General features: G+C 67.6%; 14 protein-coding genes. 6 read left to right on the top strand and 8 right to left on the bottom strand.

The genetic code is table 11. The annotated features are described in order from the left end of the window. Nucleotides 1-29: 29 nt before the first annotated feature. Together KBY67_RS14725 and KBY67_RS01305 are read left to right on the top strand one after the other, a co-directional pair. Nucleotides 30-1,661 carry a bifunctional aminoglycoside phosphotransferase/ATP-binding protein gene (locus tag KBY67_RS14725; RefSeq protein WP_255107803.1) on the top strand — a complete coding sequence of 544 codons (1,632 nt, stop codon included), beginning with the start codon at nucleotides 30-32 and terminating at the stop codon, nucleotides 1,659-1,661. 405 nt (nucleotides 1,662-2,066) lie between these two features. After that, entirely contained in the window at nucleotides 2,067-2,339 is a 273-nt protein-coding gene (locus KBY67_RS01305) for a hypothetical protein (protein WP_255107801.1), read from the top strand. Between the two features lie 25 nt (nucleotides 2,340-2,364). On the opposite strand, the gene KBY67_RS01300 is transcribed toward KBY67_RS01305, so the two are convergent. After that, nucleotides 2,365-3,096 (bottom strand): response regulator transcription factor, encoded by a 732-nt coding sequence (locus KBY67_RS01300; protein ID WP_255107799.1) that lies wholly within the window; start codon nucleotides 3,094-3,096, stop codon nucleotides 2,365-2,367. A 21-nt stretch (nucleotides 3,097-3,117) separates the two neighbouring features. Next, nucleotides 3,118-3,597: a DUF2721 domain-containing protein gene (locus tag KBY67_RS01295; RefSeq protein WP_315855536.1), complete on the bottom strand. Its 480-nt coding sequence runs from the start codon at nucleotides 3,595-3,597 to the stop codon at nucleotides 3,118-3,120. 136 nt (nucleotides 3,598-3,733) lie between these two features. On the opposite strand from KBY67_RS01295, the gene KBY67_RS01290 reads away from it, so the two are divergent. The 4 genes from KBY67_RS01290 to KBY67_RS01275 all read left to right on the top strand — a co-directional run bounded on the left by KBY67_RS01290 (nucleotide 3,734) and on the right by KBY67_RS01275 (nucleotide 7,188). Further along, the gene (locus KBY67_RS01290; protein WP_255107797.1) at nucleotides 3,734-4,156 is read left to right on the top strand and encodes an OsmC family protein; all 423 of its coding nucleotides are present in this window, start codon (nucleotides 3,734-3,736) and stop codon (nucleotides 4,154-4,156) included. Nucleotides 4,157-4,221: 65 nt separating this feature from the next. Then, complete coding sequence (locus KBY67_RS01285) at nucleotides 4,222-5,778, top strand: carboxypeptidase M32 (RefSeq protein WP_255107794.1); 1,557 nt, start codon at nucleotides 4,222-4,224, stop codon at nucleotides 5,776-5,778. A 96-nt stretch (nucleotides 5,779-5,874) separates the two neighbouring features. Beyond that, on the top strand, nucleotides 5,875-6,462 hold the full coding sequence (locus KBY67_RS01280; protein ID WP_255107792.1) for an inorganic diphosphatase: 588 nt from the start codon (nucleotides 5,875-5,877) through the stop codon (nucleotides 6,460-6,462). 48 nt (nucleotides 6,463-6,510) lie between these two features. Further along, nucleotides 6,511-7,188 carry a L,D-transpeptidase gene (locus tag KBY67_RS01275; RefSeq protein WP_255107790.1) on the top strand — a complete coding sequence of 226 codons (678 nt, stop codon included), beginning with the start codon at nucleotides 6,511-6,513 and terminating at the stop codon, nucleotides 7,186-7,188. 22 nt (nucleotides 7,189-7,210) lie between these two features. On the opposite strand, the gene KBY67_RS01270 is transcribed toward KBY67_RS01275, so the two are convergent. From KBY67_RS01270 to rpoD, 6 genes are all read right to left on the bottom strand, one after another. Continuing rightward, nucleotides 7,211-9,190 carry a chloride channel protein gene (locus KBY67_RS01270; protein ID WP_255107788.1) on the bottom strand — a complete coding sequence of 660 codons (1,980 nt, stop codon included), beginning with the start codon at nucleotides 9,188-9,190 and terminating at the stop codon, nucleotides 7,211-7,213. Beyond that, nucleotides 9,165-10,118: a hydroxymethylbilane synthase gene (gene hemC, locus KBY67_RS01265; RefSeq protein ID WP_255107786.1), complete on the bottom strand. Its 954-nt coding sequence runs from the start codon at nucleotides 10,116-10,118 to the stop codon at nucleotides 9,165-9,167. The genes KBY67_RS01270 and hemC overlap by 26 nt, the downstream gene beginning before the upstream one ends. 95 nt (nucleotides 10,119-10,213) lie before the next feature. Next, nucleotides 10,214-10,627 (bottom strand): DUF1824 family protein, encoded by a 414-nt coding sequence (locus KBY67_RS01260; RefSeq protein WP_255107784.1) that lies wholly within the window; start codon nucleotides 10,625-10,627, stop codon nucleotides 10,214-10,216. 16 nt (nucleotides 10,628-10,643) lie between these two features. Then, entirely contained in the window at nucleotides 10,644-11,252 is a 609-nt protein-coding gene (locus KBY67_RS01255) for a phosphatase PAP2 family protein (RefSeq protein ID WP_255107781.1), read from the bottom strand. 115 nt (nucleotides 11,253-11,367) lie between these two features. Beyond that, nucleotides 11,368-13,125, bottom strand: a complete 1,758-nt coding sequence (locus KBY67_RS01250; RefSeq protein WP_255107779.1) for a glycosyltransferase family 39 protein — start codon at nucleotides 13,123-13,125, stop codon at nucleotides 11,368-11,370. A 104-nt stretch (nucleotides 13,126-13,229) separates the two neighbouring features. Beyond that, on the bottom strand, nucleotides 13,230-14,636 hold the full coding sequence (rpoD, locus tag KBY67_RS01245; protein ID WP_255107776.1) for an RNA polymerase sigma factor RpoD: 1,407 nt from the start codon (nucleotides 14,634-14,636) through the stop codon (nucleotides 13,230-13,232). Nucleotides 14,637-14,838 lie beyond the last annotated feature (202 nt).

Genomic DNA, 14,838 nt, shown 5'->3' with positions numbered 1-14,838 from the left:
CGCCCCGCGTTCAATTGCTTCCAGCTGGTGTGACATCCGCTACTCCCGACCCCCTGGCCGCGCTGATCAGCGCCCTCTCCCGCCCCGGGGCCTACCCGGAGGAGGCCTGGGGGGAGCAGCCCGCTGAGCAGCGACAGGTGGAGCTGATCCACACCCACATCAGCGTGGTCTTCCTCACCAAAGACCGCGCCTACAAGCTCAAGAAGCCCCTGCGCTTCTGGGGTCTGCTCGATTACGGCAGCGCTGAGCGCCGGCTGCACTGGTGCCGCGAGGAGGTGCGCCTCAACCGCCGCCTGGCCCCTGATCTCTATCTCGGCGTGGCGCCCGTGCTGCGGCTTGCCAGCGGCGAACTGGCCATCGGCGCCCTGGGCGAGGAGCGGGAGGGGGGAGAGCATGTGGTGGTGATGCGTCGCTTCGCCGCCACGGCCACCCTCGCGGCGCGCCTGGCGGGCGGCCGTGTCAGCGATGGGGAACTCCAGGAGCTGGGGGAGTGCATCGCCCGCTTCCACGATCAATTCCCCCTGGCGGCGGAGCTGGCCAAGGGCGCCGATCGACGCTTCGCGGCCGTGCTGCGCAACAACGTGCGCGCCACCCGCCGCTCGCTGCCGCAGCTGTTCCCTCTCGCGGTGCACGGGCTGCTGGTGAGCGCCCTGGCCCGGGCCCTGCGTCACAGCCGCCTGCGCCTGCGCCAGCGGCTGGCGGCGGGGCAGGCGGTGGAAGGCCACGGCGATCTGCGCCTGGAGCACGTGCTGCTGGAGCCGGTGCTGGCGGTGGTGGACGGGGTGGAGTTCAACGCCGATCTGCGCCAGGTGGACCGGGCCTCCGACCTGGCCTTTCTGCTGATGGATTTGCAGGCGGCGGGCCACGGCGACCGCGGCGGCGCCCTGCTGGCGGGCTATGGAGCGGTGATCGAGCCGGCCGTGCTTCAGCTCTTCTGCGCCTACCGCGCCCATGTGCGGGCCAAGGTGGAGGCCGCCACCAGCGACGAGAAGGAGATTCCCGGCCCCCAGCGCCAGGCCGCCGAGGCGATGGCGCGGCGCTATCTCAGCCTGGCCCTGGCCTACGCCAACCGCGGGCTGCAGCCGCCGGCGCTGGTGCTGCTCCATGGCGTCTCCGGCAGCGGCAAGAGCCACCTGGCCACCCGCCTGGCCCCCTGGCTGTTGGCCGACCACCAGCGCAGCGACCTGGTCCGCAAACGCCTCTACGGACTGAACCCCCTGCAGCGCCCCTCAGCTGAACAGCGCCAGAGCCTCTACAGCCCCGAGGCCCATCAGCGCACTGAGGAGGCCCTGCTCGCCGCCGCCGCCGCCAGCCTGGCCCGGGGCCAGTGGGTGCTGCTGGATGCCACCCACCTCAGGGCCGACAGCCGGGAGCGCGCCAGCCAGCTGGCCCACAGCCTGGGGGCGCTGCCCCTGCTGCTGGAACTGAAGGCCGATGAGGCCCTGCTGAAAGAGCGTCTGCAGCGGCGCGAACACCGCGATGACGACCCCAGCGACGCCGATCTGGCGGTGCTGCTGGATCAGCAGCGCACGGCCGAACCCCTCAGCGCCAGCGAGCAGCAGAGGGGCCTGGTGGTGCACTCCCACGCCAACCTGGACGACTCGGTGGTGCTGATGGAGCTGTGGCAGTGCTGGGGCCGATCGCTCCAGGACCAACCCTGAGTCCGGCATCTGCTGCCAGTGCTCGCTTCAGTTGCCGATCCAGTGGGCGCAGAGCTGGCGCCGGTGGGGGCGGCGTTCACATTCATGGTGAGGCTGCAGCTCGAATGCAACACGCTCAGGTGCAGCACCCCCTGCTGCAGACCGCTGGCCGTCAGGCAGGCCCTGAGCTGTTCGGTCAGATCGTGGAAGCCTTCGCCGCTTGCGCTGAGCTCAAGCCGGTCGAGGTGCTGACGCAGCATCGGGATCGATGGGTCAAGGATGGATCAGGGGTTGATCAAGACCTGATCGGGGAGTTGTCTGCGAGTCACCCCTGAGTCGTGTCTTGTTGCAGAGTCGGGCCCGACGCCAGCACCTCAGCAGGCCCGCCAAACCTAGGCTCATCTCACCTGACCCAGACCTTCGTCGATGCCCTCTGCTCCGTCATCCGCATCCCCACGCCGCTGGTTGCTGCTGCTGAGCCTGGCCATCCCGCTGACGATCGCGGCCTGGGCTGTGCCGGCCCAGGCCCAGAAGGTGGTGCCCAAGCTCAAGGACATGTGTCCCCTGGGCTACGTCGATCTGTTCAACGGCAAATGCAGCACCCTTGGGGTCACCACCTATTCGGTGGCCCCCAGCGACGGTGAGTCCTGCCCCTCCGGCTGGATGAATGTGGGCGGCGGCTACTGCCGGCGCAAGTGAACCGGCGCCAGTGATTCCCGGCCGCTCAGGGCAGCTCGTCGAGGTGCCAGCTCACCAGCCCCTGGCACACCGCCATCACGGCGGCCTGGGCCCGTCCTGTGGCCCCCAGCTTCTGGAAGGCTGATTTGAGGTGGCTGCGCACCGTTTCCACCGACAGGTGCAACCGGCTGGCGATCTGCGGGTTCTGATACCCCCGCACCACCAGCTCCAGTACTTCCAGTTCCCGCTCGCTCAGCCCCGGGCCCGTGGGCGCCAGGCTGCTGCGGCAGGCCCGGGCCAGCAGGTCTCTCAGCTGGGGCTCCATGTAGAAGCCGCCGCCGAGCACGGCACGGGTCGCCGCCACCAGATGGCCGAAGCCCACGCCTTGATCAGAGCAGATGCCGTCGCAGTGGGCCTCCAGGGCAGCGCGCACCAGGGGCGGAGATTCCTCCTCCAAAAACAGCAGACAGCGCAGCTTCGGGTGCAGGGCCTTGGCGCGTCGCACCAGCTCCAGACCGCTGCCCGAGCGCAGGGGGTGGGTCACGAACAGCAGCTGGGGCTGACGCCTGCTCAACAGCTCCAGCGCCTCACCCTCACCGGTGGCAGAGCCGAACCACTGGCAGCGATCGCCGATCACACCGGTGAGCAGCGAGATCACCAGCCGACGGCCGCTGACCACCATCAGGCTCCTGCTCTGCAGCAGGGTCATCACCTCCTGGCGAGACTGCGCCGCCTGATCCAGAAATCCAGCAGATCCATCCGCGTCGACGCTGCCCATGGGTTTGGCTTCCCTCTGCCTTCAGTAGTAACGACGGGGGTTCTGGCGGATGGCCAGCTGCACCTCCAGCAGGAACAGCACTAGACCGACGATCAGCGCGATCATCGCCAGCACGAACACCGGCACGACGATGGCGGCCAGGTCCAGCGCCGCCACGGCACTGATGAACATCACCGCCACAACTCCTGCCACCAGCAGGGCGGTGACGGTGGTGCAGAGGATGGCGCGGTTGATCAGAAAGGTGCGGCGGCGCTGCACCTCCAGGGCTTCGCGCAGGCGCTTGGCCTGGGCCAGATCACCGCGCTCCATCGCCTCTTGAATGAAGCGGGTGCGATCGATGATCCGTGCCAGCCGCGTGCTGAACGTCCCGATCAGACCGGAGATGCTCGTGAGCAGAAACACCGGCGCCACCGAGAGCTGGATCGACCTAGAGAGGCCGGCTACGGCCGACTCGCCTCCAAGAGTCCCCCTGGTGATGATCTCGGCCAGCAGCATGGACATGGAGCCGGCCCCTGAGGCCACCAGGACGGGCCTTCGAGCTGCAAGTTAGCGAAATCGCGCCATAAAACCACAGCTGAGAAAGGGCTCGGTCAGGATCAGCGAAGGCTGCAACTCCGGCTCAGCCGACCCTGAGGCCATGACCACGATTCTCTGCCAGTACGAGGGTGATCTGCGCTGCAGTGCCAGCCATGCTCCCTCCGGCTCCCAGCTCAGCACCGACGCCCCCACGGACAACCAGGGACTGGGGGAACGTTTCTCCCCCACCGACCTGGTGGCCACGGCCCTGGCCACCTGCATCCTGACGATCATGGGGATCGTGGCTGAACGCCACAGCCTCCCGCTGCAGGGCTGCACCGCCCGGGTGGAGAAAACCATGACCAGCGGCGGAGTCCGCCAGATCGAGCGGCTCGTGGTCTGGGTGATCCTGCCGGCTGAGCTCACGCCGGAGCAGATCCGGCTGCTGCAGCGCGCTGCCGAGGGCTGCCCGGTGAAGCGCAGCCTCGAGGGCTCGGTGGCCATGGAGCTGCACTGGCAAACGCTTGGGGCAGCGGCTGCCTGAGGTACCTCGCCAGCTTCCGCTGACCTGCGCGCCATGCTTGGGGCCACCACACCGCAGCTGTTTCCATGCCTCAGCCGGGTCAGGCCCTTGGGCGCCTGCGTGAGCACCTGCATCAGACCCGGCTTCTCGGTTCCATCAGCAGCTCCCTCTACTACGACCAGAACACGGTGATGCCGCCGGCCGGCGCCGACTGGCGGGGTCAGCAGCTGGCCCTGCTGGCGAGCCAGCTGCACGAGCGCCAGAGCAGCGACAGCTATGCCGACCTGGTGGCGGCGGCCGAAGCCGAAGCGGCAGCAGAACCCACCGCAGCGGGGGATCACAGCAACCACGGGAGCACACGGCGGAATCTGCAGCTGCTGCGCCAGGAGCTGGGGCGGCAGCGCAGCCTCGATCCCCAGCTGGTGGCCTCTCTGGCCAGGGCCCAGTCCCGGGGCAACGCCGTCTGGCAGGAGGCGCGGCGCCGCAATGAGTTCGCGATCTTCGCGCCAGCTCTTGGGGAGTTGCTGCAGCTACGGCGCGAGCAGGCCGCCCAGCTGGCGCCGATCGAGCCGGCCTCTCGCAGCCCGTGGGAAATCCTCGCCCAGCCCTTCGAGCCGGGCGTCAGCAAAGCCCGCCTGCAGGAGCTGTTTGGGCCCTTGTGCGCTGGGATTCCGCTGCTGCTGGAGCGGGTGCTAGCCGCCAGCGGATCCAGCACCAGCACACCCCCGGCCGCGGAACTTTCAGAGGCGCTCCAGGAGAGCCTCTGCGCTGAACTGCTGGAGAGCTGGGGCTACGACCCCAGCCGCTGCCAGCGCTCGCGCTCGGCCCATCCCTTCTCCTGCACCCTCGGCCCGGCCGACTACCGCATCACCACCCGGGTGGTGCCGGGTCAACCCTTCTCAGCCTTCCTGGCCACCGCCCATGAGTGGGGCCACTCCCTCTACGAGCAGGGGCTCCCCCGCGGAGACGACCACTATTTCCCCTGGCCCCTGGGGGAGGCCACCTCAATGGGGGTGCACGAATCGCAGTCGTTGTTCTGGGAGTGCCGGGTGGCGCGCAGTCAGGCCTTCGCGGCCCGTTGGCATCCGCGCTTCAGCGGGGCTCTGGGCGCTGATCCCTGGGGCGGCAGCCAGGCGTTCTGGCGAGGGTTCAATCCGATGCGGCCGGGCCTGATCCGGGTGGAGGCCGACGAGCTCACCTACGGCCTGCACATCGTGCTGCGCTTCGAGCTGGAGCTGGCCCTGGTGGAGCAGGGGCTGCCGGTGGAGGAGTTGCCCGAGCTCTGGAACCGGCGCATGGGCGAGCTTCTGGGCCTTAGCCCCCAGCGCGATGCCGAGGGTTGCCTGCAGGACATCCACTGGGCCGAAGGCCTGTTCGGCTACTTCCCCTCCTATGCACTCGGCCACCTGATCAGTGCCCAGCTGGCCGAAACGATGGAGCAGCAGCTCGGACCGATCGAGTCGGTGGTGGGCGCCGGCGAGGAGCTGCGCCTGCAGCACTGGCTGGGGGAGCAGGTCTGGCCCCTGGGCCGCAGCGTCGAGGGCGAGGAGCTGGTGGCCCAGGTGAGTGGGGCGCCCCTGAGCGCCGGCCCGTTTCTGCGCTACCTCGAGGGCAAGGTGGATCGGCTGCTGGAGGGCGCCTGAGCGGGCGGAGGCAGGTGGGGCAGGTGGCGGGCTGGAGCCGGCAACCAGCCTGCCCGGGGTCCGTAAGATGCCGCCGCAGCCGCTTTGCAACGCCCCATGGCGAACATCGACCATGCCCCCAGCCGCACCATGCTCAACCTTCTGCATGTGCTGCCGGCGTTTGCCGATGAAGCCGAACTGCGACTGAATGCGATCGTCGAGCTCAACTCGATGACCATCAACAAGTACGAGCTGATCACCGAAACCGGCCATCTCAAGCTCGATCGGGTCGGCTACTCCTCGCTCTCCTACCCCTTCGCCTACGGCTGCATCCCCCGCACCTGGGACGAGGACGGTGACCCGCTGGACATCGAGATCATCGGTGTCACCGAACCGCTGGTGCCCGGCAGCCTTGTCGAAGCGCGAATCATCGGCATCATGACCTTCGATGACGGCGGTGAGGTGGACGACAAGGTGATTGCTGTGCTCGCCGATGACAAGCGCATGGATCACATCACCAGCTACGAGCAGCTGGGAGCCCACTGGCTCAAGGAAACCCAGTACTACTGGGAGCACTACAAAGATCTGAAGAAGCCCGGCACCTGCAAGGTGAATGGCTATCTCAACACCCAGGACGCCGTGCGGATCGTCAAGGAGTGCGAGGCCCGCTATCTCGAGCAAATTGACGCCAAACTGGTGAACTGATCCGCTCACCGCGGTCGTCGGCCCCCCTCCACAGCTCTGATTCAACGCATGCGCTTCACCCATTCCCGTCCGTGGCTGGCCTCCTCCGGACTGGCCGCTGGCCTGTTCGCCGGCCTGGCCACCCTCTGCTCCGCCGGGTCCCTCTCGGCTCTGGCCAGTGGCAGCGGCATCATCACCCCCACCGCACCGATTCCCAGCGCCCCGGCCACGGCCCCTCCGGCCATCGGCAGCCCGGCGGCGGTCCTGCAGACGGCCCCGCCTGCGCCCGCTGGCCCACCTCCTGCGCTGGGAGATCCGGCCGCACCCCAGGCGGCTCCGGTGAGCAACTCCAGGATTCTGCTGGCCTTGGGCAAGCGCGAGATTCGTCTGGAGCGCGATGGCAAGGTCTACGGTCCCTGGCCCGTGGCGATCGGTGATCCCGCCACGCCCACACCGCTTGGCACCTTCAACGTCACCAACAAGGTGATCAACCCCCAGTACGTCAGCACCAAGTCGGGTCAGAAGAAAGGGGTGATCGGCCCGAATGGCCCCCTGGGCGATCGCTGGATCGGCTTCAACACCAAAGGGCTCAACCAATACGGTATCCACGGCACCCCCAGCGCCTGGGCCTGGACCGTCAGCTCCCGCGCCGCTGTGACCAACGGCTGCGTGCGTATGTACCACGAGCACGTGCGCGAGCTGTTTGAGAAGGTGCAAGTGGGCACCCCCCTGGTGGTGGTGAAATGAGCCGATCCTTGCCCAGCTGAGCTCAGCTGTTCAATTGGCGGGCGAGGGCCCTGGCCATGCCATCCCGGCTGGCCAGGCCCATCAGGGCGTGGGCCTGAAGCCCGTTGTTCGGCAAGCCGGCGGGTAACTGAGTCGGGCCAGGACCGATCAGGTCGAAGACCGGCACCTGCCTGAGGCCATTGGGCACCAGCTGGTCCTCCAGCTGGGCCAGATTCGCCTGCTTCGGCAGCCAGAGCAGATCGGAGCGGCGACAGTCCTCCAGCGCCACCTCCCCACCCCCGTGACCGGCGCTGATGGCTCGCTGCAGGTCGATCAAGGTCACCACGCCGATCACCCAGCCATCACGCTCCACCACCAGACAATGGCCGTGGGCTTTGATCAGCAATCGCAGGGCTTCCCGGGCCGTGGTGCCGGCTGAGAGCACCAGCGGAGCCTCCGCCTCCAGGGCCTCCAACACCGTGAGCCCAGCCAGCTCCTGCCGCCGCTCCTCTTCGGCGGGATCAGGCCCCAGCAGACCAGGATCCGCCAGCCCCTGCCAGCGCTCCACCAGCACGGCGCTGAGGCCGGTGGCCGCCATCAAGGGCAGCACAATGCGGATGTCGTGGGTGAGCTCGAACAGCAGCAGCAAGGCCGTCAGCGGCGCCCTGGCGCTCCCGGCCAGCACCGCCGCCATGCCCACCATCGCGTAGGCCGGTGGTTCCGCCACAGGCAGACCAAAGCCACCGGCTCCCAGCAGCTGGCCGTAGAGATTGCCGAGCACGGCACCGAGGAAGAGGGCCGGAGCAAAGCCGCCGCCCACGAACCCGGTGGCATTGCTAAGCCCCGTGGCCAGCAACTTCACTACCAGCAGGGCCGCCAGGGTGGTGAGCGCCACCCCCCCTTCACTGCCGAGCAGCGCCTCAATCGTGTCGTAGCCCACCCCCAGCACCTGGGGAAAGCCCAGGGCCAGCACGCCCACGGCCAGACCACCGAGGCCATTGACCAGCCACAGGGGCAGCCTGGCGAACCGGCGTTGCACAGGCTCACTGCGCCCGGCCGCCAGCAGGCTTACCAGGGCCCACGACATCAGGCTGGCCACCAGCCCCAGGCCCAGGTAAAGCGGCAGCTCCAGTGGAGAGCGCACCTCATAGGCCGGCAGGCGGAAGATCGGCTCATCTCCCAGACACAGCTGGGTCACCAGGGATGAGGCCACCGCCGCCACCAGCACCGCCCGCAGACTGGGCCGCCCCGGGATGGCGCTGTAGGCCCCTTCAAAGGCAAAGAAGACCCCAGCGATCGGGGCCTTGAAGCCGGCTGCCAGTCCGGCGGCCACCCCCGCAGCCACCAGGGCCTTCTGGGATTCGGGCGGCAGCCGTCCCTTCAGCCCCACCCACAGACCCAGGTTGCCGCCGCTCTCCACGCTCGGCCCCTCAGGGCCCAGGGAGGCACCACTGCCGAGGCTGAGGGAGGCCGCCAACAGCCGCAGAGCAGGCAGCCGCGGCAGGGCCGGTGCCGCTCCGTCGGCCATGGCCATCAAGCTGGGCAGGCTGGGGCCCAGATCGCGGCCCAGCTGGCGCAGCAGCCCCACCGCCACGCCCCCCAGCAGGGGAGCGATCACCACGGGCCAGGAGACCAGCCATCCGGCGGGGCCGATCGGGGGCAGGGGCGTGGGCTCTGGCAGGGGAGCCGGTGGAGGCGGCAGGAAGCCGATCCCCCCCAGGCCCAGCTGCAACAGCGCCTTGAGCGGTGTGCCGGAGTCGGGATCCGGGGCGCTGAACACCTCCACCGTGGCCGGGTCCAGCTGCTGGACGCTCACCAGATCCAGCACCCACTCCACCAGGGTGCCGAAGAGGAAATTGTTGATGAATCCCAGCAAGTAGTGGAAGCCCACCACCGCCCCACCGGTGAGGATGCCCACCAGTGCCGCCCAAGCCAGCAGGCTCCACTGAAAGGGCAGACCGCGGGTGTCGCCCTCCAGAGGTGCGGCTGAGCCTGCCTCAGGCTTCGGGCCTGACAGCTGCAAAGATCTCCTCCAGAATCTCGCCGGCACCCTGGCTGCGCAGCAGTTGGGCGAGGCTGAGGCCGATCGCTTCGGGATCCTGCAGGGGGCCGCGGACCTCATCGCGGATCAGGCGCAGGCCATCGAGGCTGGCCACCATGCCCGTGAGCACCAGCTCGTCCCCCTCGAAGCGGCTGTTCACGCCGATCGGCACCTGGCATCCGCCTTCGAGCTGACGCAGGAAGGCCCTTTCCGCCAGGCAACGGCGGGAGGTGGGCAGGTGCTCCAGCGACTTGATCTGCTCCAGCACCGCACGGTCGCCCTGGCGGCATTCGATGCCCAGGGCCCCCTGGCCCACCGCATGCAGGGAAATGGAGGGATCGATCAGGGCGTCGATGCGGTGACCCAGGCCCAGGCGTCCAAGGCCGGCAGCCGCCAGGATCAGGCAGTCGTAGGCGCCGGAATCCAGCTTCTCCAGGCGGGTGATCACATTGCCGCGCACGTCCTTGAACTGGAAGTGGGGGAAGTGGTGGCGCAGCTGGGCCAGGCGCCGCAGGGAGCTGGTGCCCACCACGCTGCCCTCCGGCAGGGTGTCCAGCTGGCAGCCCCTGTGGCGTTCGTGCAGCACCAGGGCATCGGCGGGATCCTCCCTCTCGGTGATGCAGCCGAGCATCAGCCCTTCGGGCAGGTTGGTGGGCAGGTCCTTGAGGCTGTGGACGGCGATGTCGGCCTGATCCACCAGCATCTGGGCCTCCAGTTCCTTGGTGAACAAGCCCTTGTCGCCGATCTTGGCCAGGGCCACATCCAGGATCTTGTCGCCCTGGGTGGCCATGGCCTCGATGCTGATCTCCAGGCCCGGATGGGCTCTGGTCAGTTCATCGCGCACCCAGTGGGTCTGCACCATCGCCAGCTGGCTGCGGCGGGAGGCGATGCGCAGAGTGGTGCCAGCCATCAATCGATTCCTCAGCCCGGCCGAGTGGCCGTTGAACAGCGGTCAAGCCTAAGGACTGACCGGCCGTGGCCCTGCCAGAACGGGCTACACCGTGATCAGCCGAAAAAGTCGAGGGGCAACGGTCCCCAGGTGCCGGTGACCTCGGGATGGCGCTCGCTCTGCCCGCCGACCAGCAGACCCTCGCCCAGACCGGTCTCGGAGCGCAGCAGAAAGCGGCCGGTGCGCTGGTTCCCTTTCAGGAATACCGGCCCCTCCACCAGCAGCTCGCTCTCGGCCTGCAGGGGCTCCCAGCCCTGGGCGGACTCACAGGCGCGCAGGGCAGCGATGGCCGCCTGGGCCGAAGGGGCCATCACACCCACGGTGAACCAGTCGCAGGCCGCCAGGCGACCCATCAGCTCCTGGGCCAGGGCCTGGCGCTGGGCCGCATCGAGGATGGGAGCAGTGCGCAGACCCAGCAGGCTGCTGAGAAGGGGCGAGGGGCTGGAGTCTGAGGGGCTGCTGACGGTCATGACGGCCTGCTGGGGCTCAGACACTCTGACGCTCGGCGCAGAAGCGCAGGCTCGTGAGGCAGATGCTCAGCCAGATGAAGCCCACCGCCGCCCCCGCGATGATGTCGGTGAGCCAGTGCACCCGGCAGTAGAGGGTGCTGATCCAGATCAGACCCACCCAGAGGGCGGAGCCCAGCACCAGCGGGCGGCGCAGCTGCGGATAGCGCTCTGCCAGGATCGTGCACATCAGGAAATAAAACACCACTGCACCGGCGGCATGGCCGCTGGGAAAGCTACGGCCGATCACCTCCACCAGGCGACCCAGGGGCCGGGCACGGTCGAACTGTGGTTTCAACCAGCGATCCACGATCAAGAGAATGCCGCTGGTACCGATGGCCAGCCAGATCAGCTGGTTCCACGAGCGTTTGATCAGCAGGAAGATCAGGGCCGCCAGCACCAGCATCGCCGTGAAGCGGGTGCCGCTCAGTTGATACACCAGCACCAGAAAGCGGCCCACACCCTCGGGAATGCGCTCCCCCAGCCAGGCCAGCACGGCCTCATCAAAGACCGGCTCCTGCTGGGAGAGCACCAGTTGCTCGATCAGGATCACCACCAGGGCGGCCAGGCCGCAGAGCAGGAGCCGCAACGGGTTGAACAACCGCAGCCAGCGGCGGATTGATCTGGGGGTGGGGGTTCGAAAAATCGGGGAATAGGTTTGGTTCAAGTGACCAGCCGATCGGATCGTTGGTGATCTGGGCGACTCATCGTGCCTGATCAGCGCTCGTTTCCCCACGCGGAACACGCCAGAGTTGATGACCGCTGCGGCTCTCCAGCAACCTGGCCCCCGGCAGGGTGCCGGGCAGATTCCTGAGGCGGTGTTCTTCCCCGAAGATCAGGACGCTGCTGGGGCTTGTGCCAGGCCCCCAGAGGTCTTTGAGGGCATCGCGGGCACCCTCAGGGCTGTCCAGGAAAACAGCCTGTCGGCCGCTGTAGAACACCACGCTGTAGCGCTTGTAGCCCACCACCCAGAGCGGTTCGCCGGGCGCTGCCAGCTCTCCGGCCCGCTCCGCCAGCTCCCGCACCGGCCGCTGGCGCTGGCTCTCCATCAGCGGTGCCAGCGGTGGCACCACCAGAGCCAGAAGCAGCAGCATGGCCGCCAGGTCCGGCAGCCACAGAGACCGGGGCTGGCCGGGTCGCAGCAGCAGAGCCACCAGCGCAATGGCAGCTGCCGCCAGGATCATGGCCAGGATCGAGGGCAGGCCGGAGCGGCTCAGGGCCGCCGCAAAACCGGGATAGGCCGGATCCGTGGCGGCCCAGCGGGGCGCCAGGGCGGCGGCGGGCGCCAGGGCGGCGAACACCAGGGCATTGACCCAGGCACTCCAGCGCTGGGGCCGGTCCGGCGGGTTGCCACCATCAGGGGCGACGGTGGCCAGGGGAAACCAGTAGAGGGCCAGCAGCAGGGCGGCCGCTGGCACCAGCGGCAGGATGTAGCCCGCCAGCTTGGTGGCGGCGGCGGAGAAGAACAGCAGCACCGCCAGGAACCAGACCAAGGCGAAGAATGCCAACTGAGCCTGGGGTGGTTGGCGGCGCCAGGCCTTCAGCTGCCAGAAGCGCAGGCGCACCAACGCCACGGGCAGGTGGAACGACCAGGGCAGCAGCAGCAGCAGCACCCAGGGCAGATAGAAGTGCCATGGCCCGGCATGGCGGTACAGCACCGAGGTGAAGCGCTGAATATTGCTGAAGCCGAAGAAGCCCCCGAGGAAGGCCATGCCATGGGCCTGGGCCGCCAGCACGTACCAGGGCAGCACCACCGCTAGAAAGATTGCGGCAACCGCCAACCACGGCAGGCGTCGCAGGTAGGGGATCAGCTGACCCTGGGCGATCAGGAACACCACGGCCACCAGCCCGGGCAGCACCAGGCCCACGGGGCCCTTGGCCAGCACGGCGATGGCACTGAACAGGGGCATTGCTGCAAAGCCCAGGCGACGGGGGCCGCTGCCGGCCGGCTGGCTGTAGCTGAGGAAAAACCCGAACAGGCTCAGGGCGATGGCACTGGCCAGGAACATGTCGGTGACGGAACTGCGGCCCCAGCCGATCCAGCCAGGGTTCAGGGCCAGCAGGGTCGCAGCGAAGGCGGAGCGCTGCCAGCGCTGGCGCAGGCCCTCCTCAGGGTTGCCGCTCACCCAGAGCAGGCCGAACCCCGCCAGCACCACCGCACTGGCCGCCAGGGCCACCGGCAGGCGGGCGGCCCACTCGCTCACACCGAAGAGGCGAAAGCTGAGGCCCACCATCCAGTACCCCCAGACGGGGTAATCGAAGAAGAGTTCGCCATTCCACATCGGGGTGATCCAGTCCCCCCTCTCGAGCATCTGGTGACCCACCTCCACGAAGAGGGCTTCGGTCTTGTCCATCAGCGAGAGGCTGCCCAGGTTCTGAAAGAACGCCAGCCAGCACAGCAGCAGATAACCCAGACCACTTGCCAGCCAGAGCCGACGCTGATCGCGCTCCAGCCACGCCATCCACCCCTGAGTGATCAACACACCATCCGGCAAGGAACAGAAAAAAAACCGGGCGGCAGCCCGGATGGATGATCTCGCTCACCAGGCTGGTGGCGGATTGTGGATTACTTGATGTACTCCTTCAGCACACCATTGCGATTGGGATGCCGCAACTTGCGCAGGGCCTTGGCCTCGATCTGGCGGATGCGCTCGCGGGTCACATCAAAGATCTGACCGATCTCTTCGAGGGTTTTCATGCGGCCGTCGTCGAGGCCGTAGCGCAGACGCAGCACGTCCCGCTCTCGGGGGCTGAGGGTGGCCAGCACGCCTTCGAGGTCTTCGCGCAGCAGGTTCTTGGCCACGTCCTGCTCGGGATTCTCAATGTCGGCTTCGATGAAGTCGCCCAGGCGGGAGTCTTCCTCCTTGCCGATCGGAGTTTCCAGGGAGATGGGCAGCTGGGCTGACTTGGCGATGAAGCGCAGCTTCTCGATCGTCATCTCCATGCTCTCCGCGATCTCCTCCTCGGTAGGCTTGCGGCCAAACTCCTGGGAGAGCACCTTGGTGGTTTTCTTGATGCGGGAGATTGTTTCGTAAAGGTGGACCGGCAGACGGATCGTGCGGCTCTGGTCGGCGATGGCGCGGGTGATCGCCTGGCGGATCCACCAGGTGGCATAGGTGGAGAATTTGTAGCCCTTCTCGTGGTCGAACTTTTCAGCGGCGCGAATCAGGCCGAGGCTGCCTTCCTGAATCAGGTCCTGGAAGGAGAGGCCCCGGTTCATGTACTTCTTGGCGATCGAGACCACCAGGCGCAAGTTCGACTGCACCATCTTTTCCTTGGCACGGCGGCCCAGCATCAGGCGCCGACGGAATTTCACCGGGGGCATGTCCACCAGGACGGCCCATTCCTTGTTGTCGGGATAGTGGCCGTTGTCCTGCTCGAACTGGTTGGCCAGCTCCTCCAGCAGCAGCAGATCAGCGATCTTGCGCGCCAGCTCGATTTCCTCATCGGGACGCAGCAGGCGGATGCGGCCGATCTCCTGCAGGTAAACCCGGATCGAATCTTCGGTGTACACGCCCTTGGGGCCCACCTTGATGCTGGCCAGGGACTTGGCGTTCGCGGCGGGCTTCTTGTCCTTGGCCCCATCAGCGGCCTCCAGCAGGTGGTCGGCCGCCGCGCTGAGATCACTGCCACCGGCGGCGGCGAGGGCGTCAGCCTTGGACTTGGCCGCTGCTTTGGCGGTGGTGGCCTTGGCTTTGGTGCTGCTGGTTTTGGCCGCTGCTTTGCTGCTGACAGCCTTGGTGGCCTTGGCAGCGGGTTTGCGGGTGCGGGTGACGGTGTTGGCCGCCGCCAGGGTCTCGCCTTTGCCACCGGCAGCCGCCGCGGGGTCGGCCTTGGGTTTGGTGGAGGGCTTGGCGTTGCTGGTGGTGGCCTTCGGCTTCAGCTTCACCGCCACTTCCTCTCCCGATGGAGCAGCCACCATCAGAATCTGAGGAACGCCTGGCTTGGGGTTGGCGGCGGACACTGGGCTCATAGCGGAACTGCGACGGGGTGACGGAATGGTCGGGTGAAAACAATTGGGCCGAAAGGATCAGGCCGGCAAAACAGCCAGGCCAATTGCGCGCAATGACACCATCACGACACAAAACGTTGCTTCAATATCCAGGTGCAGCCGATGGCCGACCAGGATCAAGAACAGGCGCCATCAAGGGCCGGGTGGAAGCGGTGGAACCAAA

This window comes from Synechococcus sp. RedBA-s (assembly GCF_024345495.1).
Taxonomy (GTDB): domain Bacteria; phylum Cyanobacteriota; class Cyanobacteriia; order PCC-6307; family Cyanobiaceae; genus Regnicoccus_A.
This window is presented reverse-complemented; position numbering and strand designations above follow the sequence as displayed.

What these genes read in the sequence shown, in the direction of transcription:
- KBY67_RS01295 (WP_315855536.1), bottom strand. Translation starts at nt 3,597, where the DNA reads ATGTCCATGCTGCTGGCCGAGATCATCACCAGGGGGACTCTTGGAGGC.
- KBY67_RS01285 (WP_255107794.1), top strand. Translation starts at nt 4,222, where the DNA reads ATGCCTCAGCCGGGTCAGGCCCTTGGGCGCCTGCGTGAGCACCTGCAT.
- KBY67_RS01250 (WP_255107779.1), bottom strand. Translation starts at nt 13,125, where the DNA reads ATGGCGTGGCTGGAGCGCGATCAGCGTCGGCTCTGGCTGGCAAGTGGT.
- KBY67_RS01280 (WP_255107792.1), top strand. Translation starts at nt 5,875, where the DNA reads ATGGCGAACATCGACCATGCCCCCAGCCGCACCATGCTCAACCTTCTG.
- rpoD (WP_255107776.1), bottom strand. Translation starts at nt 14,636, where the DNA reads ATGAGCCCAGTGTCCGCCGCCAACCCCAAGCCAGGCGTTCCTCAGATT.
- KBY67_RS01290 (WP_255107797.1), top strand. Translation starts at nt 3,734, where the DNA reads ATGACCACGATTCTCTGCCAGTACGAGGGTGATCTGCGCTGCAGTGCC.
- KBY67_RS01275 (WP_255107790.1), top strand. Translation starts at nt 6,511, where the DNA reads ATGCGCTTCACCCATTCCCGTCCGTGGCTGGCCTCCTCCGGACTGGCC.
- KBY67_RS01260 (WP_255107784.1), bottom strand. Translation starts at nt 10,627, where the DNA reads ATGACCGTCAGCAGCCCCTCAGACTCCAGCCCCTCGCCCCTTCTCAGC.
- KBY67_RS01300 (WP_255107799.1), bottom strand. Translation starts at nt 3,096, where the DNA reads ATGGGCAGCGTCGACGCGGATGGATCTGCTGGATTTCTGGATCAGGCG.
- KBY67_RS01305 (WP_255107801.1), top strand. Translation starts at nt 2,067, where the DNA reads ATGCCCTCTGCTCCGTCATCCGCATCCCCACGCCGCTGGTTGCTGCTG.
- hemC (WP_255107786.1), bottom strand. Translation starts at nt 10,118, where the DNA reads ATGGCTGGCACCACTCTGCGCATCGCCTCCCGCCGCAGCCAGCTGGCG.